Origin of the sequence: Enterovibrio baiacu (genome assembly GCF_004120195.1) — a bacterium.
GTDB classification, from domain to species: Bacteria; Pseudomonadota; Gammaproteobacteria; order Enterobacterales; family Vibrionaceae; genus Enterovibrio; species Enterovibrio baiacui.
This window is the reverse complement of record NZ_SCHN01000013.1, coordinates 115777-140302: the sequence shown is the minus strand read 5'-3', so window position 1 is coordinate 140302 and position 24526 is coordinate 115777. Positions and strand designations below refer to the sequence as shown.

The window sequence follows — 24526 nt, the reverse complement described above, 5'->3', positions numbered from 1 at the left end:
TACTTTTAACTATAGCCTGAACTGGTCGCCAAGATAGACACGTTTTACATGTTCATCGTTAAGGACTTCATCAGGCGTGCCGTGAGCAATCAAATGCCCCTGACTCACAATATAGGCGTGTTCACAGACACTCAGTGTCTCACGTACGTTGTGATCGGTAATTAACACGCCCAAACCACGATCGCGAAGATGCTCAATGATCTTTTTAATGTCGATAACGGAAATCGGGTCAACACCGGCAAACGGTTCATCAAGTAAGATGAATTTTGGGTTCGCGGCAAGTGCGCGTGCAATCTCGACGCGGCGACGTTCACCACCAGAGAGTGCCATACCCATGCTGTTTCTAATGTGCTGAATGTTAAACTCTTCGAGTAAATCCTCAGCTTTATCCTGACGCTCTTCTTTGGTCATTTCTGAGCGCGTCTGCAAAACCGCCATCAAATTGTCGTAAACACTCAGCTTACGGAAGATAGAGGCTTCTTGCGGCAAATAGCCGATACCCATGCGGGAACGGTTATGCATTGGCTGAATACTGATGTCAGTATCATCGATGTGAATCGAGCCTTCGTCGCGCGCTACCAAACCAACAATCATGTAGAAAGAGGTAGTTTTACCCGCACCGTTTGGGCCGAGCAATCCAACGATTTCGCCGGATTTAACTTCAAGGCTAACATCGGTGACGACTTTGCGTCCGTTATAGCTTTTCGCGAGGTTCTTAGCGGTAAGTATGGCCATGAAGTGTTAGTTCTTTTGTTTTGTTTGCGGTTGCAAAATGGTGGTAACACGACCGTTAGAGTCGCTTTCCGCAACCAACTGCTGTTTGTCGATTTGGTAGGTAATCAATTGACCTTCTACCTTGTTGCCACCTTCTTGGGTGAGCACAGCTTGATTGCGCATTTTTAGGAAGCTTTTTGCGACTTCGTATTGAAGGTCGAAGGCTTCACCATTGATTTTTTTGCCGTCGTCCATGGTCTGCTCGAACGTCGCTGGCTTGCCATAGGCATCAATGATTTCGCTGCCTTCACTGCCGCTAGGGCGAGTAACAACTACCTTGTTTGCATGCAGGCGAATTGAGCCTTGGCGCAAATACACATTACCTGTGAAGATGACGGTATTGGTTTTTAGATCCAAATTCTGCGTGTCTGAATCAATATAAATAGGTTGTTCAGAATCGCTGGTTAGCGCAAATGCACTACCTGAAATGAGGAGCAGTAGAAAGGCGAAAATATTATTGAGTTTTTTGTTCATATCTACTTTTCACTTGTTCGATCAGTTCCATTTGATGGGAGCCAAAATTGCCTTTCACCCGCTGTCCGTGGGTTTGAAAGCCTACACCGGTAATTTCAGTTTCTGTGTCCGACCAAAAATCCCGGCTGGTAAGGTCGAGCGTCAATTCGTCTGTCGTCACGACTTTAATTTGCGCGTTAGGCAATAGGTTAAAGATCCGGACGCGTCCTGTCATCACCAGATAGCGACCGCTTTCTAGGACGGCAAAATTCGAGCTAACCCGCCATTCTTCTGCGATACCGTCGCTAAAGGTCCACAACACTGGCTCATTAAAATGCGTTTCGTCTAGCTTTTGATAATGTTCAATATGACTAGAGTCGAGGGTATAACTGCGAATTCCCTGTTCGTTGTAGCTGGTGGACTTAATACCATCACCCGTGAACAGTGGTTTTTCTGCATCGGGCGTTACTTGTACTTCTGTGTCTAGATAGTGCTGGCCAAGCAGGTAATAACCCGCATACCCGCAGATGCCTAGCAATGCCACAATGCAAAGGCGTTGCAGCATCATATACTTAATCCTTTGTGCGCATCGAGCTCGCCACGGGCTTCGAGAATGAGGTCGCACACTTCACGCACTGCACCATAACCACCTGGGATTCGAGTCACCAAGTCAGCACGTTGTGCCAGTAAGAGATGGCCATCTTTCACACAGACAGACAAGCCTACACATGACATAACAGGCCAATCAATAAGGTCGTCACCAATATATGCGGTCGCTTCTGCTGGGATACCCAGTTGTGCGACCAAATCTTGGTATGCCGTGGCTTTGTCGTCTTGGCCTTGATAGATGTGCTTGATGCCTAATGCAGACATTCTGCGTTCTACGATGGCGGACTTTCTGCCTGTGATCACGGCGATGTCGATGCCGGCATTCATCAGCGATTTAATGCCATAGCCGTCACGTGTGTGGAAGGTTTTTAGCTCTTCGCCATCGTTGCCCATGTAAATACGGCCATCTGAAAAGACGCCATCAACATCGCAAATCAATAGCTTAATGCCTGCAGCCGAATCAAAAACACGTTTCGCGACAGGCCCGTAAAGGGTGTCGACGGTGTCTTCATTATTCATTGTATTGTTTGAGTTCTCTTGCATCACATGACTCCCGCTTTAAGAAGATCATGCATATTCAACGCGCCTACTAACATACCTTGGCGCGTCACGAGCAAACCATTGATTTTCTTTTCTTCCATTAGCTTTAGGCCTTCGGCGGCAAGGAGGTCTTCATCGACACACGTTGGGTTTTCACCCATGACATCGCCTATGCAGGTTTCATGGAGGTCAAGGCGCTGATCAAGAAGGCGACGTAAATCGCCATCGGTAAAGATACCGCAAAGCGCCCCTTTATCGTCAACGACAGCGGTCATGCCAAGGCCCTTTGCGGACACTTCAAGCAGGGCATCGCGAATCGTTGCTGTCACCAGAACTGTCGGCAAGTTATCGCCCGCATGCATGACATCAGAGATTCGAAGTAACAGCTTACGCCCGAGTGCGCCGCCTGGGTGAGAAAGGGCGAAATCGTCAGCGGTGAAGCCTTTCGCTTGCATCAGTGCGACAGCAAGTGCGTCGCCCATCACCAATGTGGCCGTGGTGCTGGATGTAGGTGCAAGGCCGATAGGGCAGGCTTCCTTTGGCACTTTAATGCACAGATTCACTTGCGCCAATCGCGCCATGGTCGATGCAGGGTTTCCTGTCATTGAAATCAGTGCGATGCCGCGGCGTTTCACCACCGGCAGCAAGGTTAGAATTTCAGAAGCTTCGCCTGAGTTCGAAATCGCTAAAACCACGTCGCCCTTTTCAATCATGCCCAAGTCGCCATGGCTGGCTTCTCCTGGGTGAACGAAAAACGAAGGGGTGCCAGTACTGGCAAAGGTTGCGGCAATTTTATTGCCGATGTGGCCGGATTTCCCCATGCCCATAACAACCACTTTGCCTGACGCAGACAGAATCAGTTGGCACGCCTTTACGAAGTCATCATTGATGTATTGCTCGAGCTGAGTAATCGCATCGAGTTCGGTTTTCAGTACTGTGGTGCCAGCTTGGCGAAAATCAAAATCAGTCATAGCGTATCCGAATTATGCTGCCATATCGGTAAGCAAATAGCCTTGGTAGCCAACGAAGCAAATCAGCAGCGCGATCCCTTCCCAGCGATTAATAATACGGGACTTACCAACAGCAAACAAAAACAACAAGACAGACACGGCGAGCATGACATAAAAGTCACGATCCATCGCCAGTGGGTTAAGCATTGAAGGATTTAAAATACCTGGAATGCCCATGACAGCGAGAATGTTGAAGATGTTAGAGCCGATGATGTTACCGACCGCGAGGTCATCTTCGCCTTTCAGCACGCCGGCGACAGAGGCTGCAAGCTCTGGCAGGCTTGTACCAACAGCAACAATGGTCAGACCGATCACCAGATCACTCATACCAAACGCTTTTGCGATAGTCACGGCAGATTCAACCACCATGTCAGCACTGAAAATAAGCAAAACAAGACCGACAACAACCCAGATACCCGCAGACACATTACTCACGCCTGTTGGGATTTCCGCTTCCTGCTCTGCAAGCATAGGATCGGATTCGCCGCTTTCTTTACCAATCTTCATCATCGCAAGCAAAAAGCCTGCAAACAGAACGGCAAGAAGTACACCCTCGTAGAAGCTTAAATGGTTGTCCCACAAAATGGCCCCTGCAACGATAGTGACACCCAGCATGAGTGGGAGTTCACGTCGAATAATGCCAGAGCTGATAGAAAGGGGCTTGATAAGTGCGGTGACGCCGAGAATAAGGGCAATGTTTGCGATGTTTGAACCGAGCACATTTCCGACAGCTGTATCAGTTTTGCCACTCAGTGCAGCTGTGGCGGAAACAACCATCTCAGGTGCGGAACTGCCCATGGCAAGAATGGTCATACCGATGACAAGCGGGGAGATGCCAACGTTGCGGGCAATAGCTGCAGCACCGTAGACCAATCTGTCAGCACTCCATACTAACAAACACAGGCCAACGACGAGGATGGCGGTCGCTTCAAACATTTAATTACCTTCTGAATGGATCGGTCGAATTGTATAGAACCGCAATTCTGACCGCTTATTGAAGAAATGTGAAGGAAAACGGCGTACTAATGACGGATATGGACATGTAATTTCGGCGATATTGTGTTTTGTTCAATCACACGGGTTTTCTGTTTCGAATCCTTGAGTTTCATTGCTTTTCATCCCTTTTTCACATCAAGGTGCTCCGTCGGAGGCCTTTTAAATTAAAAAAGTGCATATATATAAAGACAAAGCGTCAGAAAACACTGTTGAATACTTGACCAGAAATTTGCAAATGAATACTGTGCAATTACTTGTCTTGCACGCACACTCACTCTATGATCAGTCACTTAACTCGTGAATGAATCACCATCGAAGGCCCTGCTATGAGCCCTAAAAATTTGGTTGAGATCAGCAACCTAACCTTTTCTCGGGATGAGAGGGTTATTTTTGACAATGTCAGTTTGACGGTACCCGTGGGTAAGGTCACAGCGATCATGGGTCCATCTGGTATTGGTAAAACGACCCTGTTGCGATTGATTGGCGGTCAACTTCAGCCAGACAGTGGGCGCATTGAATTTGCAGGCCATGACATTCCAACCTTGTCTCGCAGCAAGCTTTACGAAGCGCGAAAACGCATGAGTATGCTTTTTCAGTCAGGGGCGTTGTTCACCGATATGACGGTGTTTGACAACGTGGCATTCCCGCTTCGAGAGCATACCGAACTGCCTGAATCCTTAATCAAAACCATCGTACTTTTGAAGCTGGAAGCCGTTGGACTTCGCGGTGCCGCGCAGTTAATGCCGAGCAGTTTGTCTGGCGGCATGGCGCGCCGAGCTGCGCTTGCTCGCGCCATTGCACTTGACCCTGAACTCATCATGTTTGATGAACCGTTTGTGGGGCAAGACCCGATTACCATGGGTGTGTTGGTCTCTTTGATACGTAACCTCAACCAAGCATTGGGGTTAACCTCTATTGTCGTTTCGCACGATGTGCCAGAAGTGATGAGCATTGCTGATCATGTTTACCTGCTGGCAAACGGTAAAATCATTGCATCAGGCTCACCGCAATCTTTGCGTGACAATCCCGATCCTCGCGTGAGTCAATTTCTCAAAGGCGATGCCGATGGGCCTGTGCCTTTCCGTTATCCTGCCAGTGATATTACACAGGAGCTGTTCTCGTGATCGTCAATATGGTTCAAGCGCTGGGTGCTCGCACCATGGCGGTGTCGAGAACAATGGGTCGCGCGACCTTTGTGTTGCTTGGCGCATTAATTGGTAAACCGCAGCCTAAGAAAATGTTCCCGCTGCTGATTACTCAGCTGTATTCCGTGGGTGTACGCTCACTCGCCATCATTATGGTCTCTGGCCTCTTTATTGGCATGGTATTGAGCCTACAAGGCTACCTTGTGTTGGCGGATTTCGGCGCTGAAAGCTCGCTTGGGCAAATGGTCGCGTTGTCGTTGCTGCGTGAGTTGGGGCCTGTGGTAACAGCGTTACTTTTCGCGGGCCGAGCTGGCTCTGCGCTCACCGCCGAAATTGGTTTGATGAAAACCACCGAACAACTTTCAAGTTTAGAAATGATGGCGGTCGATCCGCTTCGTCGCGTTATCGCGCCGCGCTTTTGGGCGGGGGTGATTTCAATGCCACTGCTTGCGATGATTTTCATGATGATTGGCATTTGGGGCGGGCAGCTTGTCGGTGTCGATTGGAAAGGCATCGATTACGGAAGCTATTGGTCAGTGATGCAGTCCTCTGTTGAGTTGGGCTATGACATTGGCCAGTCATTTATCAAGTGTGTGGTGTTTGCTATCACCGTCACTTGGATCGCGCTTTTTAATGGTTACGATGCTATCCCCACATCAGAAGGGATCAGCCGTGCCACCACACGTACCGTCGTGCATTCGTCTTTGGCAGTGTTGGGTTTAGATTTTACTCTTACCGCGCTGATGTTTGGGAGCTAATTACATGCAACAAAATCGTAAAACAGAATTTTGGGTAGGCACTTTTGTGTTGGCAGGAATTGCAGCCGTGCTGTTGCTTATCTTTCAGGTTGCAGATGTGAAGAGCTTCTCTCGCTCGGACTATTACACGCTGGAAGCGCATTTTGATGATATCGGTGGATTAAAAGTTCGCTCGCCGGTGAAAGTGGGTGGCGTTGTGGTGGGTCGTGTTAGTGATATCTCATTAACGGCGCCTGATTATGTGCCATCCGTAACATTGGAAATTGAACGTAAGTACGGTTTCTTCCCAGAAAGCAGCTCTGCCGCCATTTTGACTTCAGGGTTACTTGGCGAGCAATTCATTGGCATTCGACCAGGCTTTTTGGATGAAGACATCGATGTTCTGCAAGACGGTGACTTGCTAGAAGATACACGCTCGGCACTCGTGCTAGAGGATCTGATTGGTCAGTTCCTTTACAGCGTTGGCGGCGACAAGGAGTAAATAACGATGAAGAAATGGATAACACTTGCGATGGCTGCCATCACGATGATGGTGTCGTCGGTCAGCATGGCAGCGGTTGATGCTAGCAACCCTTACCATTTGATTAATGGTGTGGCGGAGAACGCCTTCAGCCGATTGAAGAAAGACAAAGACGCGTATCAGGAAAACCCAGAGTTACTGCGCGCTGTCGTTAAAGAAGAGTTGATGCCCTATATCAATGTTCGCTATGCGGCATTGAAGGTGCTCGGTTCTCAAGCCAGAAAAGCCTCGAAAGAAGAGCGCGACCTGTTCACTGACGCGTTTTATGACTATCTGGTCGCGTCTTACGCGCAAATCTTAACGGAATACACCGACCAGCTTGTGACCGTGGAGCCTGCTAGGGCGATTGATCCTAAGCGCAAAGTGGTGTCGGTTCGCGTTGATATTACTGACAACGCCCGCCCGCCAATTCGCCTAGACTTTAAATTGCGCAAAAACCGTAAAACGGATGAGTGGCAAGGGTTTGACGTTCAGGTTGAAGGCGTGAGTATGCTGAATACAAAAGCGAGCGAGTGGAGTGGTCAATTGCGCAAGAATGGCGTTGAAGCTGTCGCGGCTGAACTCGAAGAACGTGCGAAAAAACCGATCAGCAAAAGTGAAGGTGCATCGTGAGTGAGCCATTAGCGTGGCGTAAAGACACAAATGGCCATTACTGCTTGTCAGGAGAGCTTGATCGTGACACAGTTCCACCATTTTGGAGCCGCCTTGCCGATTGGTTTCCAAAGGAAAGTGCTGTCACTCTCAATCTTTCAGAGGTGAAGCGCGTGGATTCGGCAGGGATGGCGATGTTGCTCCATTTGCATCAGCAGTTTAAAGACAATGGCCAAGCACTGACGCTTTGTCACGTGCCTGCTCAGCTTACTGTGCTTTTGCAACTGAGTAATGTAGACAGTCTATTTACCGGTGATAACACACTGGTTGATGAGGAATGATCGTGGAACCATCAGAAATTAAAGCAATTCTTGAATCGACGTTGGCATTGGAAGAACTCCTTGTAAAAGGCGACGGCAGCCACTTTGAAGTGATCGCTGTTGGCGATATGTTTGATGGCATGTCACGTGTCAAAAAACAACAGACTATCTATGGACCGCTGATGGAGCACATCAGAACAAATGCCATTCACGCGCTGAGTATTAAGGCGCTGACGCCCGCTGAATGGGCGCGTGATAAAAAACTGATGCAACCGCTATAAGTCCAAGAGGAACAGCATGCAAAAATTCCGTGTCCACGGTGGTGGCCCACTGCGTGGTGACGTCACAATCTCTGGTGCTAAAAACGCAGCACTTCCTATTCTGTTTGCTGCACTGTTGGCTGAAGAGCCAGTGGAAGTTGGAAACGTTCCTAAATTGCGTGACATTGACACGACAATGGAACTGCTTTCTCGCTTGGGCGCAAAAGTATCGCGCAATGGCTCAGTGCATGTTGACGCAAGCAACATCGATGAATTCTGCGCACCGTACGATCTCGTAAAAACCATGCGTGCGTCTATTTGGGCGTTAGGTCCTTTGGTTGCACGTTTCGGTAAAGGTCAGGTGTCACTGCCTGGTGGTTGCGCGATTGGCGCACGCCCTGTTGATCTTCATATTCATGGTTTGGAGCAACTTGGTGCTACCATTACCCTTGATGAAGGCTATGTAAAAGCACATGTTGATGGTCGCCTAAAAGGCGCACACATTGTCATGGACAAAGTCAGCGTGGGTGCAACGGTGACCATTATGTCTGCTGCTACCTTGGCGGAAGGCACGACAGTCATTGAAAACGCAGCGCGTGAGCCTGAAATCGTTGATTGTGCGAAGTTTTTGAACGTTCTTGGTGCGAAAATCACGGGTGCAGGTACTGACACCATCACCATCGAAGGTGTTGAGCGCCTAGGTGGCGGTTACCATGATGTCGTGGCGGACCGTATTGAAACAGGTACTTTCTTGGTGGGTGCTGCGGTTTCTGGCGGTAAAATCACGTGTCACAAAACGTCTCCAAAACTGCTAGAAGCGGTATTGGCGAAGCTTGAAGAAGCGGGTGCCGCGATTGAAACTGGTGAAGACTGGATCTCGCTTGATATGACGGACCGCGAGCTTAAAGCCGTGAACATCCGCACTGCGCCACACCCAGGTTTCCCTACTGACATGCAAGCGCAATTCACCCTGTTGAACTTGATGGCAAAAGGCACTGGTATTATTACCGAAACCATTTTTGAAAACCGTTTCATGCACGTGCCTGAGCTTCAACGCATGGGCGCGCACGCGGAAATCGAAGGTAACACTGTGGTTTGTGGTGATTGCGATGGTCTGAGCGGCGCGCAGGTTATGGCGACCGATCTTCGTGCATCAGCGAGCTTGGTGATTGCTGGTGCAATCGCAACAGGCGAAACCATTGTTGACCGTATCTATCACATCGATCGCGGTTATGAGCACATCGAAGACAAGCTACAAAAGTTGGGTGTTCATATTGAACGCTTCACTGACTAACCGCTGCTACTAACGGCAAGGTTATGAGCTGAAAAACAAAAAGGTCGCCGAGGCGACCTTTTTTTATAGGTTTGGTTTAGCGATCTTTACATCGATGTCACTGTGTAAGCCGACGTTCATCGAATCGGCTATCGCGCAGGCTCTTCACCAATCGTTACCATCAATTCCATGGTGTTACCTTCTCGAATCACTTTGAACGGCACAACCGTCCCTGGGCGAATATCAGCCACAATATCGAGTGCATTTCTAAAACCATGGATTGGTTGATCGTTAATATCAATGATCAAGTCGTTCGTGCGCAGCCCGGAACGATCTGCGGGGCCGTTTGGCTCTACCGCCGCGACCATCACGCCACTTAGCTGTTCCGCATCCAGCAAACGGGCCATCACAGGGTTTACCTCTCGGCCATCAACGCCAATGTAGCCGCGGATGACGCGTCCATCAGCAATCAGCTTCTGCATGATTTTAACGGTGAGCGAGTAGGGAATAGCGAAAGAAATGCCGTAGGTTTCAATGTCCGTGGCTTGCTGGAAAGAGGCGGTATTGATGCCAACGAGCTCGCCGCGACTGTTAACCAATGCGCCGCCAGAGTTACCGCGGTTAATGGCGGCATCTGTTTGTAGGAAATCTTGCTGACGATTAAAGCTCATGCCAGGACGGCCAGTGGCGGAGATAATGCCAAAAGTGGTGGTTTGCCCAAGGTTATAGGGGTTACCAATGGCGAGCACGACATCACCGACAGCAGGATCGTAACTGTCGTTAAATGGGATCACAGGCAGACTTTCAAGATCCACTTTGAGTACAGCGAGATCGGTACGTTGATCTTTACCGACTAATTGCGCTGTGCTGATCCGTCCATCCTGCAGTGCGACGATGATTTGATCTGCACGTGCGACAACGTGATAGTTGGTCACTATGTACCCTTTGTCGCTCATGATCACGCCAGAGCCTAGCCCTTCGGCGTTGAGCTGTAGACGGTTTTCACTGCTATAACGACGGGTGTAGATGTTGACGACGGCAGGGGAGGCGCGTCGAACGGCATAGTTGTAAGACACCAAAGAGGCATCAGGTTCAAACTGTGAAAGGGTGGCATCCGAGACCAATTTGCCCGTACGAAGGGACGGAATAGCCAGCAATAAAAGTGCGGCGATAAGGCCGCCATAAACGACGGAACGCGTCATAAAAGCTAGCATGCTACTCCTCAATTATCTCGTTGATATTAAGTCGATGAGCATAACACTGAAATGTGGACATGAGTAGAGAGGGAAAAGGAGCCTGATGAACTCAGGCCCCTGAATTTCCGAAAAGAGTTTTAGCGAATGACCAAATACATCGTCGACTCACCGCGTACAATGTTTAAGGCAAGCACGTTTGGCTTACTCTCTAGCTGCTTGCGGAAATCGCCAAGATTGTTCACGTCGTTACGGTTAAGGCCAACAATGATGTCCCCTTGTTTTAAGCCATAGCGCGCAGCAATCGAGTCTTTCTCTACGCGCGCAACACGTACACCTTTCACCTTGCCTTCGCTATAGTTCTCGAGCTCCGCGCCAGTTAATGCTTCATGCAAGGTTTCTGCTTTCGCTTTCACCATGCCAGCTTCTTTCAACGTTGCGGTGACGGTTTTGTCTTTGCCATCTCGGATCAAACCCAGTTTGACTTTCTTACCAGCACCCAGGGTGGCGACTTTCGCGCGCAATTCACCAAATGTGCGGATCTCTTTGCCATTGACGGAGACAATGATGTCACCCGCTTCAATGCCCGCTTTGGCGGCTGCAGAATCAGGAACAACTTGGCTTACAAAGGCCCCATGATTGGTTTCATAGCCGAAGGCTTCTGCAAGCTCTGAGGTCAGTTCCCCACCTTGAACGCCCAGCACACCGCGGCGAACTTCACCAAATTCTAGGATTTGTTCGACGAGGTTTTTTGTCATGTTGACGGGAATGGCAAAACCGATACCTACGTTCCCGCCGTTGGGGCCGAGAATCGCTGTGTTAATGCCGACCAACTCACCATTAAGGTTCACCAACGCACCACCAGAGTTACCGCTGTTGATGGCGGCATCCGTCTGAATAAAGTTCTCGAAGTTCTCGAGGTTTAGGCCACTTCGGCCGAGCGCGGAAATGATACCGGATGTCACGGTTTGCCCGAGGCCAAAGGGATTACCAATGGCAATGGCAAAATCCCCGACGCGAAGCGCATCGGAGTCTGCAAATTTAATCTCAGTGAGATTTTCTGCTTTTTCGAGTTTAAGCAAGGCAACGTCTGACATGCTGTCGCTACCGATCAATTCCGCGTCATACTCTCGACCATCATGAAGCTGCACGCGGATTTTCGTCGCGCCATCAATCACGTGATGGTTGGTCACGATATGGCCTTTGCTTGCATCAACAATGACACCAGAGCCTAATCCGCGAAAAGGACGTTCACGGACTTGTTCTGACGGAAAGTCAGGACCAAAGAAAAAGCGGAAAGATTCAGGAACGCGTTGCTTTGAGGTATGGCTACCTTCCACGGAAATGCTGACAACCGCAGGGCTGACAGTTTCTAGCATCGGCGCCAGACTTGGGAGGCTCTCACCTGCAACGGCCATGGGTAATGCGGCAGTTGCAGGCAAGGCGGTAATACTTGTACTAATGGCAAGTGCGATGGCACTCAAAGTAAGCAAAGACGTCTTTTTCATAAACACTCCCCTGTATCGGTACGATGTAAGAGTGGGGATTATTTGAAAAAGTTCAATGTTACCTTAGTTAAGAAGTGTGACCGACTTAACTCGCTTTGCTGGTTTTTTCAGCATCTTTTAACAAACCGGTTGCTTGGCCTGAGTAGTCACGCGGTTGCTCTTGAGAAGCTTCGCCTTCCGCTTCTGGCGTAACGTCAGACAACTTGCTGATGCGTTTTGCAAATGGGTTGTCTTGTTCAGGCAGGTTTGGCATCAATTCGGCAGACGTTGCCGCCATGTGTTGATACAGTTTGCTGTAGTCACGTGAGATGTTGTCGAGCAACTCTGCGCTTTGTGCAAAGTGGTCCACCAACTCTTGGCGGTATTGCTCTACCTCGTAACGTGACTTTTCAAGTTCCTTTTTCAAGTCCTTTTGCTGACTATTGTCACGATTCATAAAACGGCCGATTAAGAAGCCAATGACAATGCCGAGGGCTCCAAAAGCAATGATGTTGATTTCAGCCATGAATGCTCCTTGATATTCTTCAGTAAGTTTTTGGATGCAAGATGATTAATAGGACCACGCTGTTACTCTGATTTGAGCACTTAGGTAGTTACGAATCCCTTAAATGCGTCGGTTCACTATACATGGCAAAAGTTGAGCGTGGTACTATTGATTTTGAGAACAAAGATGTCTTCAGTCACAGTTAGGTTCAAGGAATGACACCGCTAGATCTATACAATAAAGACCTCCAACGCCCGGATTTTTTTGAGGATGCCTCACAACGAAATGCGGTGATGCTGCTTGATGATTTGTACCATCGTCTTGTGAAACGCGTGAATGCGCCGCAAGAGAAAACATCGTTTCTAAAAAGCTTGTTTGGCCAAAAAGCGACGAACACTGCGCCAGAGAAAGGCTTGTATTTCTGGGGAGGTGTTGGGCGAGGAAAAACGTATCTGGTTGATACCTTTTTTGACAGTCTGCCTTTCGACAAAAAAATGCGCATGCACTTCCACCGTTTTATGCACCGCGTTCATCACGAACTGAAAATGCTTGATGGTGAAGTCGATCCTTTGCAGAAAATCGCCGACAAACTCGCTGATGAAGCGCACATTCTTTGTTTTGATGAATTCTTTGTTTCTGACATCACCGACGCGATGATCCTCGGTACCTTAATGGAAGCGCTGTTTAAGCGTGGCATTTGTCTCGTGGCAACATCTAACATTGTGCCTGATGAGCTATATCGAAACGGTTTGCAACGGGCGCGTTTCCTCCCTGCAATTGCACTAATAAATGCACACTGTGAGGTGGTAAATGTTGATGCGGGTACAGATTATCGTTTACGGACATTGGAACAAGCGGAAATTTATCACTTCCCTTTAGATGAAAAAGCCAATACCAACCTCGAAAGCTACTTTTGTCAGCTAGCGACAGAGCCCATGCACTCGAACCACACCATTGAAATCAACAACCGAGCGTTGTTGGCGGTGAGAGAGGCGGAAGGCGTGGTGCATTTCGATTTCGCTACCTTGTGTGATAGCCCTCGCAGCCAATCTGACTATATAGAGGTTGCCCGCTTATACCACACCGTGTTGCTCTCTGATGTTCCGCAGATGGGCGCGTCAAAAGATGATGCGGCAAGACGCTTTATTGCCATGGTCGACGAGTTCTACGAGCGACATGTAAAACTCATTATTTCCGCAGAAGTGGCACTCACGACATTATATGTTGATGGCAGGCTGAATTTTGAGTTTAAAAGGTGTTGTTCTCGCTTAAAAGAGATGCAAAGCCATGATTATTTGGCGTTGGAACACCTTCCGTAGCAAGGCTTGGGGGCGTGATAACATTGTTATTAGCGACCCGATGAAAAAGTCAGGACTTTTTTAGAAAAAAAGGTGATTTTTTCTACACCCTTCTCTATAATCCCGCAACCCACCGTTACTGTTGAAAGGCTTAGGCCGAGGGTACACCACTCGAAGGGGTGTTGAATGGGCTCTTAACAGTGGGAGCATTCGCTCCTTAAGTGAAATTTTTAAATAATCGGGTATTTATTAGCATGAAAACTTTCGTTGCTAAACCAGAAACTGTAAAACGCGACTGGTATATTGTAGACGCAGAAGGTAAAACTCTGGGTCGTATCGCAACTGAGATCGCATCTCGTCTACGTGGTAAGCACAAGCCGGAGTACACTCCGCACGTTGACACTGGTGACTACATCGTAGTTATCAACGCGGACAAAGTAGCTGTAACTGGTGCGAAATTCACTGACAAGATGTACCACAGCCACACTGGCTACATTGGTGGCATCAAGTCAATCAGCTTCGACAAGCTGATCGCGAAGAAACCAGAAATGATCATCGAACTTGCCGTTAAAGGTATGTTGCCACGTGGTCCTCTAGGTCGTGCAATGTTCCGTAAACTTAAAGTTTACGCGGGTACTGAGCACAAGCACGCGGCTCAACAGCCGCAAGTACTGGACATCTAAGGGGATTTAACAATGGCAGAACAATACTACGGCACTGGTCGCCGCAAAAGCTCCGCAGCTCGCGTATTTATCAAACCGGGTAGCGGTAACATCGTAATCAACCAGCGTTCACTGGAGACCTATTTTGGTCGTCCAACAGCTCGCATGGTTGTTCTTCAGGCACTAGAGTTGGTTGAAATGACTGACAAGCTAGACCTATACATCACTGTTTCTGGTGGTGGTATTTCTGGTCAAGCTGGCGCGATCCGTCACGGTATCACGCGCGCACTGATGCAATACGATGAATCTCTACGTCCTGCGCTACGCGCTGCTGGCTTTGTTACACGTGATGCTCGTAAAGTTGAACGTAAGAAAGTTGGTCTACGTAAAGCACGTCGTCGTCCACAGTTCTCTAAGCGTTAATTCGCTTCCGGATTTTATCCGAAGAACATTGGACCAAAAAGCCTGGCTCATGCCGGGCTTTTTTATATCTGTTGTTTTGGTATTTTCTTCCTCTTTCTTAACGTCTTCGCTAAAAACCTGCTTTCTCAACATTTCTCACAACATCTCAATATTGACATCCACCTTGAAAAAATTGGTTTTTAGGGCTTAGGTTAAAAAACGGTGTGCCCCTCACATTTGTTACAAAAAGGTAGCTTTATCTTGTCAAAAAGTGGGGTTTTCCTTATCATTTAGGCGACGTATTAGTGGGTTATATTGAGTCGATTTACTCAGTTATACGCCGTAGGAATTCTTATTTTGAGTTAGCCGTAAGCTCCAGGGACGCATAAGGACAGTTATAAAAATCCATGCGGGAGCACATGGGAGTATGTTGGATGAGCAATGCGCCAGTGAATTCGGGCCGACGCCGTTTCTTGACTTTATCGACCGCTGTGGTCGGTGGTGTAGGTGCAGCAGCAGTCGCTGTACCTTTTTTAAAGTCTTGGAACCCTAGCGCCAAAGCAAAGGCGGCAGGAGCCCCGGTCGAAGTCGACATTAGTAAAATAGAAGATGGCCAGTTAATCAGGGTTATTTGGCAAGGGAAACCTGTCTGGGTTGTTCGTCGTGGCGAGCAGACCCTGGAAGAGTTAAATGGTATTGGTGACAAGCTTCGTGACCCTGAATCACAAGAGCCTCAGCAGCCTGAATATATCACTGGTGCGTATCGTTCGATAAAACCAGAGATCTTTATCGCTGTTGGTCTTTGTACACACCTTGGTTGTTCGCCAACGTATCTCCCTGACAGTTTCGGAGAGCAGGTTCAAGGCGTTACATCTGGTTTCTTCTGCCCATGTCATGGTTCTAAGTTTGATATGGCGGGACGCGTATTCCAGAGTGTTCCAGCACCACTAAACCTAGTTGTGCCGCCATACGTATATCTAGATGATAACCGTGTCTTGGTGGGTGCTGATGAGGGGAATGCGTAATGGAAAATCTACTCAACTGGTTTGAAAAACGCCTTCCAGCGATAAATGCCTACAAAAAGCATTTGTCTGAATACCCAATGCCAAAGAACTTCAACTTCTGGTACTTGTTTGGCTCACTCGCCATGCTGGTTCTAGTAAATCAGTTGCTGACAGGCATTTGGCTAACCATGAGCTATAACCCTTCTGCGGAAGGTGCGTTTGCCTCAATTGAATACATCATGCGTGATGTAGAATACGGTTGGTTACTTCGCTACATGCACTCAACGGGCGCTTCTGCGTTCTTTGTGGTGATCTATCTGCATATGTTCCGTGGCTTAATCTACGGTTCTTACCAAAAACCACGCGAATTGCTGTGGCTGTTCGGTATGCTTATCTTCCTTGCGCTTATGGCAGAAGCCTTCATGGGTTACTTGCTACCTTGGGGACAAATGTCTTACTGGGGCGCACAGGTAATCATCTCGCTATTTGGTGCAATCCCTGTTATCGGTGACGACCTAACGCTATGGATCCGTGGTGACTTTGTCCTGTCGGGCGCAACACTAAACCGTTTCTTCGCCCTACACGTTGTTGCATTGCCGATTGTTATTTTGTTGCTGGTTGTATTGCACATTCTTGCGCTGCACGAAGTGGGCTCGAATAACCCAGACGGTATTGAAACCAAGTTGCCGAAAGGCTCTAAAGGCGAAGGGTACGACACGCAGTTCCCATTCCACGAGTACTACAGCAAGAAATACGACATCATCGATTCTGTGCCGTTCCACCCTTACGGAACCGTAAAAGATCTCATTGGTGTCGCTGGCTTTGGTATCTTGTTTGCTTATGTGATTTTCTTTAATCCAGAGATGGGCGGCTACTTCCTTGAGCCACCTAACTTTGAAGCTGCGAACCCGATTAAAACACCTGACCACATTGCGCCAGTTTGGTACTTCACACCGTTTTACGCCATTTTGCGTGCGGTTCCCGATAAGTTAACCGGCGTTGTGCTCATGGGCTTGTCTATCGCGGTATTGTTTGTTCTGCCTTGGTTGGACCGCTGTAAAGTGCGCTCTTACCGTTATCGCAGCAAATTGCACCTTGCTAACATTGTTCAGTTCGTTATCTCCTTCATTGCGCTAGGTGTGTTGGGTACATTGCCTGCAACTGACCTATACACGCTGTTGGCTCAAATCTTTAGCTTTGGTTACTTCATGTTCTTTGTTCTGCTGTTTGTCTACAGCAAAAACGAAGCAACAAAACCATTACCGGAGAGGGTGAACTACTAATGAAGAAGTGGATTGTAATCTTGTTCGCGTTGTTGCCTTCTCTTGCGCTAGCCGCAGGTGCGAAAGTGCCGTTGGACGCAGCTAACAATGATTTGTCGGACAAAGCCTCTTTGCAAAATGGTGCAAAGTTGTTCATGAACTACTGTTTTGGCTGTCATGCAACGCAATACCAGCGCTATGAGCGTATTGCGAATGACTTGGATATTCCGAATACCTTGATGATGGAAAACTTGGTGTTTGATGAAAACGCCAAAATCGGTGACCTTGTCAAAAACGCCATCTCAACAGAAGATGCAGCAACCTTCTTTGGTGCGCCAGCACCAGACCTGACGCTTGTTGCTCGTGTACGTGGCACAGATTGGGTATACACCTATCTGCGTTCGTTCTATGCGGACCCTTCTCGCCCATTTGGTGTGAACAACGTTGTGTTCCCAAGCGTGGGTATGCCACACGTACTTGAAGAGCTTCAGGGCACGCCTGTGAAGCAATACAAGTCAGTGATGGTTGATGGTGAGATGGTTGACGAATTTGTTGGCATTGAATCGTTGGGCAACGGTGAACTGAGCCCTGACGAGTTTGATGAAGCGGTTCGTGATTTGGTTAACTTCCTAGAGTATTCCGGTGAGCCAAACAAGCTTGAACGCCAGCAAATGGGATATTGGGTAATTGGCTTCTTGTTGATTTTCCTGGTATTGACCATTTTCCTGAAGAAAGAATATTGGCGTGACGTACACTGATCGGTTAATCTAGTGAGTTGCTGATCCACAATGGGGGCATGAGCTCCCATTGTTTTTTCTAATGATGAAATATTCTGGAGGGGTTAATGGCTGTTGCTGCCAATAAACGCTCGGTGATGACGTTGTATTCTGACGCATCAGACATGTATAGCCATCAGGTGCGCATCGTTCTTGCTGAGAAAGGTGTTACCTACGAGATTGAGCTTGTTGATCCTAATAACCTACCAGAGGATTTACTAGACCTGAATCCATACAATTCGGTTCCTACTCTGGTTGACCGTGAATTGGCGTTGTATAACGCGAATATCATCATGGAATACTTGGATGAGCGTTTTCCGCATCCACCGTTGATGCCTGTTTACCCGGTTGCTCGTGGTAACAGCCGTCTGATGATGTACCGCATTGAGCGTAACTGGTACACCTTGGTTGAGAAAATCGAAAAAGGGAACGCTGAAGAAGCAGATAAAGCACGTCGTCAACTACGTGAAGAACTGCTGGCACTTGCTCCTGTATTCGCGGAATACCCATTCTTCATGAGTGAAGAGTTTAGCTTGGTAGATTGCTACCTTGCACCACTGCTATGGCGTTTGCCTGTTATGGGCATTGAGCTAAGCGGTCCTGGTGCAAAAGAAGTGAAAACGTACATGGCACGTGTTTTCGAACGAGATTCGTTTTTAGCTTCATTGACCGAAGCAGAACGCGAGATGCGTCTAGCTGGTCAGTAATGAGCGAAGAAAACCTTAAGCCAAGACGTCCGTATTTATTACGGGCGTTTTACGACTGGCTTCTTGATAACGATTTGACGCCACACTTGGTGGTAGATGCAACACTGCCGTATGTGAACGTTCCGATGGAATATGTTCAAGACGGTCAGATTGTATTGAATATTGCACCACGTGCAGTGGGCAACATTGAGCTCGGTAACAACGACGTGACCTTTAATGCACGTTTTGGTGGCCGACCAATGCAAGTTAACGTACCTATGTACGCTGTACTGGCAATTTATGCCCGTGAAAACGGTGCTGGCACCATGTTTGACCCAGAGCCTGCTTACCAAGCAGAGTTGGCGAATGTGGATGCGATTATTGAGTCTCGTGAATCTTCTGAGCCTGAAAGCTACACATCAACACGTAGCGAAAGCCAAGATAAGACCCCAGACGAAGAACCGCCAAGGCCAAGACCGACGCTGACAATCGTTAAATAAAAAAAGCAGCCAACTGGCTGCTTTTTTTATGCGCATAATGTTTCCATTGCTCGCAAAGATCACTCCGTGACAGCAGGTGCCTCGCTAGGCTCGTAATATTGAAAGCCTTTGATAACCTGCTTTACACCGCTAAGGTTACGGGTGATTTCGGTGGCTTCATTGCCTTGCTCACGTGTGACGTACCCCAGCAGGAACACTTCTCCGTCTTCTGTGATAACTTTTACGCTCACGTCTCGCAGCTTCTTGCTGCCAATCAGTGCGGATTTCACTTTCGTGGTTAGCCATGTGTCTTTGCTCACATCGGCCAGTGACAGCGGCTCTTTGATGCGGATTTGATCGTAAACCGTTTCCACCCCTTTAAGCTCGCGAACTTTACTGACGAGAGATTGCTTGAGTTCGTTACTCGATGCCTGCCCAACGAGCAGTATCTTGCCGTCGTAGCTTGCGGCATTGATGCGTGTACTTCCTTGGTAAGGCGCTTTATTGGCAATGCCTGCTACTTCCATTGAAAGCTGTGTATCCGTCCATTCTGTTTTTGCACTGCGCGTGTCTTGTTCATACACGAGTGAACAGGCGTTGAGTGCCAATACACCTGTTAATAAAAGCGCCTTCTTGAGCATCACAACTCTCCTAAATCAATATTCACCGTGTGTCGGGAAAAGATTCTGATCGATAAGGTCACACAGGGTGTGAAGTGTCACAAGGTGTACTTCTTGGATGCGGGCTGTGCGCTGCGATGGAATACGGATTTCAACGTCTTGTTCACCGAGAAGTCCTGCCATTTCACCGCCATCTTTACCGGTAAAAGCCACAATTGCCATGTCGCGGGTTACGGCTGCTTCCATGGCTTTGATAATGTCTTTGCTGTTACCGCTGGTTGAAATGGCGAGCAACACATCACCGCCTTGACCGAAAGCGCGTACCTGCTTTGAGAACACTTCGTCATGGTGATAATCATTTGCTACTGCAGTCAGGGTTACTGTGTCTGCGGTAAGTGCAAGTGCGGGAAGGCTAGGGCGTTCCGTTTCGAAGCGGTTCAATAAGCACGAGGCAAAATGCTGAGCATTGGCTGCAGAGCCGCCGTTACCACAACACAGGATTTTGTTGCCGTTCAGTAAGCACTGAACCAGCACCATCGCCGCTTTGGATATTTGCTCTGGCAGCGCTTCTGCTGCTGCGATTTGTGTTTGAATGCTTTCGGTGAAGCTTTCTTTAATGCTCTCTAGCATTGATTACCCTTCGATTAAAATGTTTCTCACCCAGTTTACAGCGTTTACATCGCCGTCAAAAGTCACGGCATCAAATCTAAATTCTGTGCTGGTCGCAGATAACCCCTTATTTGCGAGCCAAAGGTAGGCTGCACGTAACAAGCGTTGTTGTTTTTGAGGAGAGATGGCCGCAGCGGCACCGCCGAATGACGATTGCTTTCGGAACTTCACTTCGACGAAAACAAGACAAGCGCCGTCTCGCATGATGAGGTCGAGCTCGCCTTGTTTGAAGCGGGCATTGCTACCTAAGTGGGTTAAGCCGTGCCGCTGTAGGTAGCGGCACGCTTCTTTTTCATAGTGATCGCCAGTTTGTTTCTTATTTAACAGAAACAATACCTTGGTCCCCAAACATAGCCCAAGAGACGGTGCGGTTCACTGTGCATTGCTCGCCTAACGACAGTTCACCTGACTGACCTTCGAAACGGTATTCTGGCAGCGCCTGCATTTGAGGCAGTGCTTCAATCAGAGAATACGCATCCATGCCCAGTGCGTAAAGGCGCGTCATGCCGTTATCGAGACCAGGCCAAAGCTGATGGAAACGCGCGGCAGCGGGGTGGTTGTTTTCGACCAGTAGAGGGACATCACTGAACTCGATGCCACGTAGTTCACCCACTTCACCGACACCGTTAATACGGTTGTTACTGCGAGAGCTCGCGTAAAGCTTTGGTGGTTGTACATCTGGGTTGATCGCCACTTCAATGAACGGCTTCAATAGCGTCAGCTCACCGGCATTCGCCACCAGGTAAACCGCATCAATATCACGACGGCTACGTTGCTCTGCTTCCATATCCAAACCAAGGATTTGGTTCATTTGCTGAATACGGCCTTGGCTTTCTGTTAAACCAAAGACACGTTGTACTGTTTTTTGCATCGCCGCGCGATTCTTGAAGAACTCGGTTTCCGCTTTCTCGCCCGTCGTTTCTTCCCATTTTTTTGAGAAGGCGTCGCTGACACGTTTGCCGAATCCATTACTTGGTGCAATCACAAGCGGGAACTTGTGGTTATTTTGCGCAATGTGCAGGGCTGCTTGTTCCGCTTCCTGCTCTGGAGAGAGCGTGAAGAAACACGTGCTGCCTATCGACGATTCATCTTTCGGGATGTTGAGTGCGAGTGTCGGCAGTGTGTTTTGGCTAGCGCTTAAAAACGCGTCCACTTTGTTTTTTTGCAGTGGGCCAATAACGAACTGAATGCCATCAGCTTGCATTTGCGCAACGATGTCAGTCATAGGCTGACCGTTGGTGTCATAAAACATCACAGAAGGCTGAGACACGCCAGATTCATCATCGAGCAAGCCTTGCACGAACCCATTTCGAATGGCTTCACCTTGAGCTGCAAACTTCGCGCTTAGTGGCAAAAGCACACCAATGCGGTCTGGACGAATGATTTCCATTGCTTGCAGTGTTTCAAGGTTTGCTGGCAAATAGGTATTGGCAGGGTGGCTTGGGTTTGCAGCCAACCAATTGTTCAGTGCTTCTTGTTGCAGGGCGGGGTGGCCAGTGTGTTGACGCAGTAACGTTACAAGCGCAACCCAGCCATTCAACGTTTGATTGCCACTGGCAGACAGTGCATTCAATTGGGTCGATGGCATTTGAACCAGCAAATCCCATACACGATCCCAGTTCTGCTGCTTGTCGAAGCTGTCCGTCAGGTAAGGCGACGCCTCGGTGTACGAGAGCACTGCACCGGAAAGATTACCGACTTGTTCGTACAGTTCACCCTTTAATTGGTAATAACGCTGATATTGAAGCGTAGGTAATTGCCAATTAGGTAAAAAGTTCAAACTGTCGACTGCCGCTTGTGGTTGCTCTTTTTGTTGAAGCAACACGGCACGGTTTAGCTGCCATTCTGACAGTTGCACTGGTGTGAGTGGCAGTTTTGCCAAACGACCAATCAAAACATCCGCTTGCGCGAATTGTTTTTCTGCAATTAATGCTTTTAATGCCAGTAAATACCAATCTGCTTTCTCTTCACCAGCAGAGGTTTCGGCTTTCAATAAGTAGAACGTTGACGACTCAAGCGCAGGAGCCGTGATGTCATACTGAGGCTCCTGAGGAGCGGGGGGAGTGGTCACACACGCCGAAAGCGCCAATGCTAGGGCGATTGGAGAGATAACTCGTGATACACTTTTGCACTTATGGGTTATTTTACGCATGAACATCTTCTGTCCGTAACTTGTTGCCCTCTATATTAATCGCCGAAGGGTTGTGAAACAAATGACTGATGAAACTTCAACCATGGTTGACGTCTCAACTTTATATATCGTGCCGACACCGATCGGAAACCTGGGAGATATCACCCAGCGTGCATTATCAATTTTGCAGCAAGTTGACATCATCGCTGCCGAGGATACCCGTCATACAGGAAGACTACTGTCGCATTTTGGTATCACGACCCGAACTTTTGCGCTGCATGACCATAACGAGCAGCAAAAAGCAGACATCTTGATCGAAAAGTTAGTCTCTGGACAAACTATTGCGCTGGTTTCTGATGCGGGCACGCCGTTGATCTCTGATCCAGGTTACCACTTAGTCACGCGTTGTCGTCAGGCAGGTGTAAAAGTTGTGCCCTTGCCAGGGCCTTGTGCGGTGATCACTGCGCTGAGCGCATCAGGATTGCCGTCTGATCGTTTTAGCTTTGAAGGCTTTTTGCCGCCAAAGAGCAAAGGACGTCGTGATCGCTTTACCGAAGTCGCACAAGACCCACGCACCATGATTTTCTACGAATCTCCGCACCGTATTACCGACACGCTGGATGACATGCTCGCCGTGTTGGGTGCTGAGCGCATGGTGGTGTTAGCACGTGAGCTGACGAAAACCTACGAAACCATTCATGGTGCGCCGCTGGGTGAGCTCATTGAATGGCTTGGCGAAGACAGCAACCGCATCCGCGGTGAAATGGTGTTACTGATTGCGGGTCACCGTGCAGAGAAAGACGATTTGCCAGTTGAAGCGACGAATGCCGTTGCATTGATTGCGAAAGAGCTTCCTCTGAAAAAAGCGGCTGCCATTGCCGCTGAGCTGTATAACGTAAAGAAAAATGCCCTCTATAAGTGGGGATTGGACAATCTAGAGTAATAAGTCGCGTGAAACGCTAGATTACTGGTGGTGAGTTCTATATAATCCGCCGCCTGAGTTGGCCGGGTAACCGCTGCTTTGTTGATGTCCCTTGGGAGACTGACAGAGGGGAGGAAAGTCCGGGCTCCAAAGGGCAGGGTGCCAGGTAACGCCTGGGGGGCGCGAGCCTACGACCAGTGCAACAGAGAGCAAACCGCCGATGGCCTTCGGGCACAGGTAAGGGTGAAAGGGTGCGGTAAGAGCGCACCGCGCGACTGGCAACAGTTCGTGGCACGGTAAACTCCACCCGGAGCAAGACCAAATAGGTCCTCATTGGCGCGGCCCGCGTTGAGGACGGGTAGGTTGCTGGAGCCTGTGAGCGATTGCAGGCCTAGACGAATGGTTACCACCGTTTACGGTACAGAACCCGGCTTATAGGCCAACTCACATCATACCCAGAAGGCGAGCATTAGCTCGCCTTCTTTCGTTTTATTGACCCTCTCTATTCATCAAATACCTTTTGGAATAACGTGCGGTTAAAAAGTGAGCAGTCTTTTCTGGTGCTCAAGCTATTGAATTCGCGACGTGATCGCTGCGTTTTTCGCAGTATTGCGCAGTTCGCCTGCTTGACTTTCTTTTTGCCTGATACGTACACTTCTAGTGGGAAATTGTGGAATAAAGTGGGATATTCTGGTGTGAAAGGGATTCAAACTGCATGTTAAGGGGCGTATCCGCCATTTCACTTGACGCGAAAGGTCGAGTGGCATTGCCAAAACGTTATCGAGAAGAACTCGATGCGCTGTGCGATGGCGTGTTTGTTTGCACCATAGACCATCAGCTTCCCTGTTTGTTGCTATACCCTTTGCCTGAATGGGAGCGCATTGAAGCGAAGCTTGCGCGCTTATCGAGCTTAAACCCAGCAGAGCGACGTCTTCAACGTTTGTTGCTTGGCCATGCCTTCGAATGTGAGATGGATGGTCAGGGGCGCATTTTGATCGCGCCAACGTTGCGTGATTACGCGGGGTTAGACAGTAAAGCGATGCTCGTAGGACAGCTCAATAAGTTTGAGCTGTGGAATAACGAGAAGTGGCAGCAGCAAATCGATAACGATATTCAACTTCAAGCCGATTCAGCAGAGGCGTTGAGTGATAGACTCAACGCACTTTCGCTTTAGGTAATCA

30 protein-coding genes and 1 other RNA gene are annotated in these 24526 nt (G+C 48.7%); 18 read left to right on the top strand and 13 right to left on the bottom strand.

The features are described 5' to 3' along the window. Window positions 1-9 precede the first annotated feature (9 nt). From lptB to EQP46_RS15295, 6 genes are read right to left on the bottom strand one after another with little or no spacing between them, the layout of a single operon-like run. The gene (gene lptB / locus EQP46_RS15320) at window positions 10-735 is read right to left on the bottom strand and encodes an LPS export ABC transporter ATP-binding protein (protein ID WP_017008144.1); all 726 of its coding nucleotides are present in this window, start codon (window positions 733-735) and stop codon (window positions 10-12) included. A 6-nt stretch (window positions 736-741) separates the two neighbouring features. After that, window positions 742-1248: a lipopolysaccharide transport periplasmic protein LptA gene (gene lptA, locus EQP46_RS15315; protein ID WP_129494478.1), complete on the bottom strand. Its 507-nt coding sequence runs from the start codon at window positions 1246-1248 to the stop codon at window positions 742-744. After that, window positions 1229-1795 (bottom strand): LPS export ABC transporter periplasmic protein LptC, encoded by a 567-nt coding sequence (gene lptC, locus EQP46_RS15310; RefSeq protein ID WP_129494477.1) that lies wholly within the window; start codon window positions 1793-1795, stop codon window positions 1229-1231. Before lptC ends, lptA begins: the two co-directional genes overlap by 20 nt. Beyond that, window positions 1792-2379: a 3-deoxy-manno-octulosonate-8-phosphatase KdsC gene (gene kdsC, locus EQP46_RS15305; protein ID WP_129494476.1), complete on the bottom strand. Its 588-nt coding sequence runs from the start codon at window positions 2377-2379 to the stop codon at window positions 1792-1794. Before kdsC ends, lptC begins: the two co-directional genes overlap by 4 nt. Beyond that, entirely contained in the window at window positions 2379-3347 is a 969-nt protein-coding gene (locus EQP46_RS15300; protein WP_129494475.1) for a KpsF/GutQ family sugar-phosphate isomerase, read from the bottom strand. The genes kdsC and EQP46_RS15300 overlap by 1 nt, the downstream gene beginning before the upstream one ends. A 12-nt stretch (window positions 3348-3359) precedes the next feature. Next, complete coding sequence (locus EQP46_RS15295; protein ID WP_129494474.1) at window positions 3360-4322, bottom strand: calcium/sodium antiporter; 963 nt, start codon at window positions 4320-4322, stop codon at window positions 3360-3362. 386 nt (window positions 4323-4708) lie between these two features. On the opposite strand from EQP46_RS15295, the gene mlaF reads away from it, so the two are divergent. From mlaF to murA, 7 genes are read left to right on the top strand one after another with little or no spacing between them, the layout of a single operon-like run. Further along, on the top strand, window positions 4709-5506 hold the full coding sequence (gene mlaF / locus EQP46_RS15290) for a phospholipid ABC transporter ATP-binding protein MlaF (RefSeq protein WP_129494473.1): 798 nt from the start codon (window positions 4709-4711) through the stop codon (window positions 5504-5506). A gap of 8 nt (window positions 5507-5514) precedes the next feature. Next, window positions 5515-6285 (top strand): lipid asymmetry maintenance ABC transporter permease subunit MlaE, encoded by a 771-nt coding sequence (gene mlaE, locus EQP46_RS15285; RefSeq protein ID WP_129494537.1) that lies wholly within the window; start codon window positions 5515-5517, stop codon window positions 6283-6285. Window positions 6286-6289: 4 nt separating this feature from the next. Continuing rightward, window positions 6290-6766: an outer membrane lipid asymmetry maintenance protein MlaD gene (mlaD, locus tag EQP46_RS15280; RefSeq protein ID WP_129494472.1), complete on the top strand. Its 477-nt coding sequence runs from the start codon at window positions 6290-6292 to the stop codon at window positions 6764-6766. Between the two features lie 6 nt (window positions 6767-6772). Next, window positions 6773-7417 carry a phospholipid-binding protein MlaC gene (mlaC, locus tag EQP46_RS15275; RefSeq protein ID WP_129494471.1) on the top strand — a complete coding sequence of 215 codons (645 nt, stop codon included), beginning with the start codon at window positions 6773-6775 and terminating at the stop codon, window positions 7415-7417. Continuing rightward, entirely contained in the window at window positions 7414-7737 is a 324-nt protein-coding gene (locus EQP46_RS15270; protein ID WP_017008154.1) for an STAS domain-containing protein, read from the top strand. The genes mlaC and EQP46_RS15270 overlap by 4 nt, the downstream gene beginning before the upstream one ends. Beyond that, on the top strand, window positions 7734-7997 hold the full coding sequence (ibaG, locus tag EQP46_RS15265; protein WP_194956814.1) for a BolA family iron metabolism protein IbaG: 264 nt from the start codon (window positions 7734-7736) through the stop codon (window positions 7995-7997). The genes EQP46_RS15270 and ibaG overlap by 4 nt, the downstream gene beginning before the upstream one ends. Window positions 7998-8013: 16 nt before the next feature. Beyond that, window positions 8014-9270, top strand: coding sequence for a UDP-N-acetylglucosamine 1-carboxyvinyltransferase (gene murA, locus EQP46_RS15260; RefSeq protein ID WP_129494469.1), 1257 nt, complete (start codon window positions 8014-8016; stop codon window positions 9268-9270). A gap of 128 nt (window positions 9271-9398) precedes the next feature. On the opposite strand, the gene degS is transcribed toward murA, so the two are convergent. From degS to zapG, 3 genes are all read right to left on the bottom strand, one after another. Then, on the bottom strand, window positions 9399-10463 hold the full coding sequence (degS, locus tag EQP46_RS15255) for an outer membrane-stress sensor serine endopeptidase DegS (protein ID WP_129494468.1): 1065 nt from the start codon (window positions 10461-10463) through the stop codon (window positions 9399-9401). A 119-nt stretch (window positions 10464-10582) separates the two neighbouring features. Then, window positions 10583-11950 carry a Do family serine endopeptidase gene (locus tag EQP46_RS15250; protein WP_129494467.1) on the bottom strand — a complete coding sequence of 456 codons (1368 nt, stop codon included), beginning with the start codon at window positions 11948-11950 and terminating at the stop codon, window positions 10583-10585. Between the two features lie 85 nt (window positions 11951-12035). Then, window positions 12036-12455: a Z-ring associated protein ZapG gene (gene zapG / locus EQP46_RS15245; RefSeq protein ID WP_129494466.1), complete on the bottom strand. Its 420-nt coding sequence runs from the start codon at window positions 12453-12455 to the stop codon at window positions 12036-12038. A gap of 194 nt (window positions 12456-12649) precedes the next feature. Between zapG and zapE the strand changes: the two genes are divergently transcribed. The 8 genes from zapE (at window position 12650) to sspB (ending at window position 19024) form a co-directional block, all read left to right on the top strand. Beyond that, window positions 12650-13753 (top strand): cell division protein ZapE, encoded by a 1104-nt coding sequence (gene zapE / locus EQP46_RS15240; protein WP_129494465.1) that lies wholly within the window; start codon window positions 12650-12652, stop codon window positions 13751-13753. Window positions 13754-13986: 233 nt separating this feature from the next. Then, on the top strand, window positions 13987-14415 hold the full coding sequence (gene rplM, locus EQP46_RS15235) for a 50S ribosomal protein L13 (RefSeq protein ID WP_129494464.1): 429 nt from the start codon (window positions 13987-13989) through the stop codon (window positions 14413-14415). A 12-nt stretch (window positions 14416-14427) separates the two neighbouring features. Then, window positions 14428-14817 carry a 30S ribosomal protein S9 gene (rpsI, locus tag EQP46_RS15230; protein ID WP_017008162.1) on the top strand — a complete coding sequence of 130 codons (390 nt, stop codon included), beginning with the start codon at window positions 14428-14430 and terminating at the stop codon, window positions 14815-14817. Between the two features lie 413 nt (window positions 14818-15230). Further along, window positions 15231-15821, top strand: a complete 591-nt coding sequence (petA, locus tag EQP46_RS15225) for a ubiquinol-cytochrome c reductase iron-sulfur subunit (protein ID WP_129494463.1) — start codon at window positions 15231-15233, stop codon at window positions 15819-15821. After that, the gene (locus EQP46_RS15220) at window positions 15821-17083 is read left to right on the top strand and encodes a cytochrome b (protein ID WP_129494462.1); all 1263 of its coding nucleotides are present in this window, start codon (window positions 15821-15823) and stop codon (window positions 17081-17083) included. Before petA ends, EQP46_RS15220 begins: the two co-directional genes overlap by 1 nt. Next, window positions 17083-17820: a cytochrome c1 gene (locus EQP46_RS15215; RefSeq protein WP_129494461.1), complete on the top strand. Its 738-nt coding sequence runs from the start codon at window positions 17083-17085 to the stop codon at window positions 17818-17820. The genes EQP46_RS15220 and EQP46_RS15215 overlap by 1 nt, the downstream gene beginning before the upstream one ends. Before the next feature lie 86 nt (window positions 17821-17906). After that, the gene (gene sspA, locus EQP46_RS15210) at window positions 17907-18545 is read left to right on the top strand and encodes a stringent starvation protein SspA (protein WP_017008166.1); all 639 of its coding nucleotides are present in this window, start codon (window positions 17907-17909) and stop codon (window positions 18543-18545) included. After that, entirely contained in the window at window positions 18545-19024 is a 480-nt protein-coding gene (sspB, locus tag EQP46_RS15205; protein ID WP_129494460.1) for a ClpXP protease specificity-enhancing factor, read from the top strand. The genes sspA and sspB overlap by 1 nt, the downstream gene beginning before the upstream one ends. Window positions 19025-19083: 59 nt before the next feature. Here sspB and EQP46_RS15200 read toward each other — a convergent pair whose 3' ends face one another. From EQP46_RS15200 to EQP46_RS15185, 4 genes are read right to left on the bottom strand one after another with little or no spacing between them, the layout of a single operon-like run. Further along, window positions 19084-19644, bottom strand: a complete 561-nt coding sequence (locus EQP46_RS15200; protein WP_129494459.1) for a BON domain-containing protein — start codon at window positions 19642-19644, stop codon at window positions 19084-19086. 15 nt (window positions 19645-19659) lie between these two features. Further along, window positions 19660-20253 (bottom strand): phosphoheptose isomerase, encoded by a 594-nt coding sequence (locus EQP46_RS15195; protein WP_017008169.1) that lies wholly within the window; start codon window positions 20251-20253, stop codon window positions 19660-19662. 3 nt (window positions 20254-20256) lie between these two features. Further along, window positions 20257-20625: a YraN family protein gene (locus EQP46_RS15190; protein WP_129494458.1), complete on the bottom strand. Its 369-nt coding sequence runs from the start codon at window positions 20623-20625 to the stop codon at window positions 20257-20259. Then, complete coding sequence (locus EQP46_RS15185) at window positions 20609-22450, bottom strand: penicillin-binding protein activator (RefSeq protein ID WP_129494457.1); 1842 nt, start codon at window positions 22448-22450, stop codon at window positions 20609-20611. The genes EQP46_RS15190 and EQP46_RS15185 overlap by 17 nt, the downstream gene beginning before the upstream one ends. 55 nt (window positions 22451-22505) lie before the next feature. Between EQP46_RS15185 and rsmI the strand changes: the two genes are divergently transcribed. The 3 genes from rsmI (at window position 22506) to mraZ (ending at window position 24519) form a co-directional block, all read left to right on the top strand. Next, on the top strand, window positions 22506-23366 hold the full coding sequence (gene rsmI, locus EQP46_RS15180) for a 16S rRNA (cytidine(1402)-2'-O)-methyltransferase (RefSeq protein ID WP_129494456.1): 861 nt from the start codon (window positions 22506-22508) through the stop codon (window positions 23364-23366). A gap of 54 nt (window positions 23367-23420) precedes the next feature. Beyond that, an RNA gene (rnpB, locus tag EQP46_RS15175) (RNase P RNA component class A) lies at window positions 23421-23796 on the top strand. 264 nt (window positions 23797-24060) lie between these two features. Continuing rightward, a complete protein-coding gene (gene mraZ / locus EQP46_RS15170; protein WP_102318534.1) occupies window positions 24061-24519 on the top strand; it encodes a division/cell wall cluster transcriptional repressor MraZ in 459 nt (152 codons plus the stop codon). Window positions 24520-24526 lie beyond the last annotated feature (7 nt).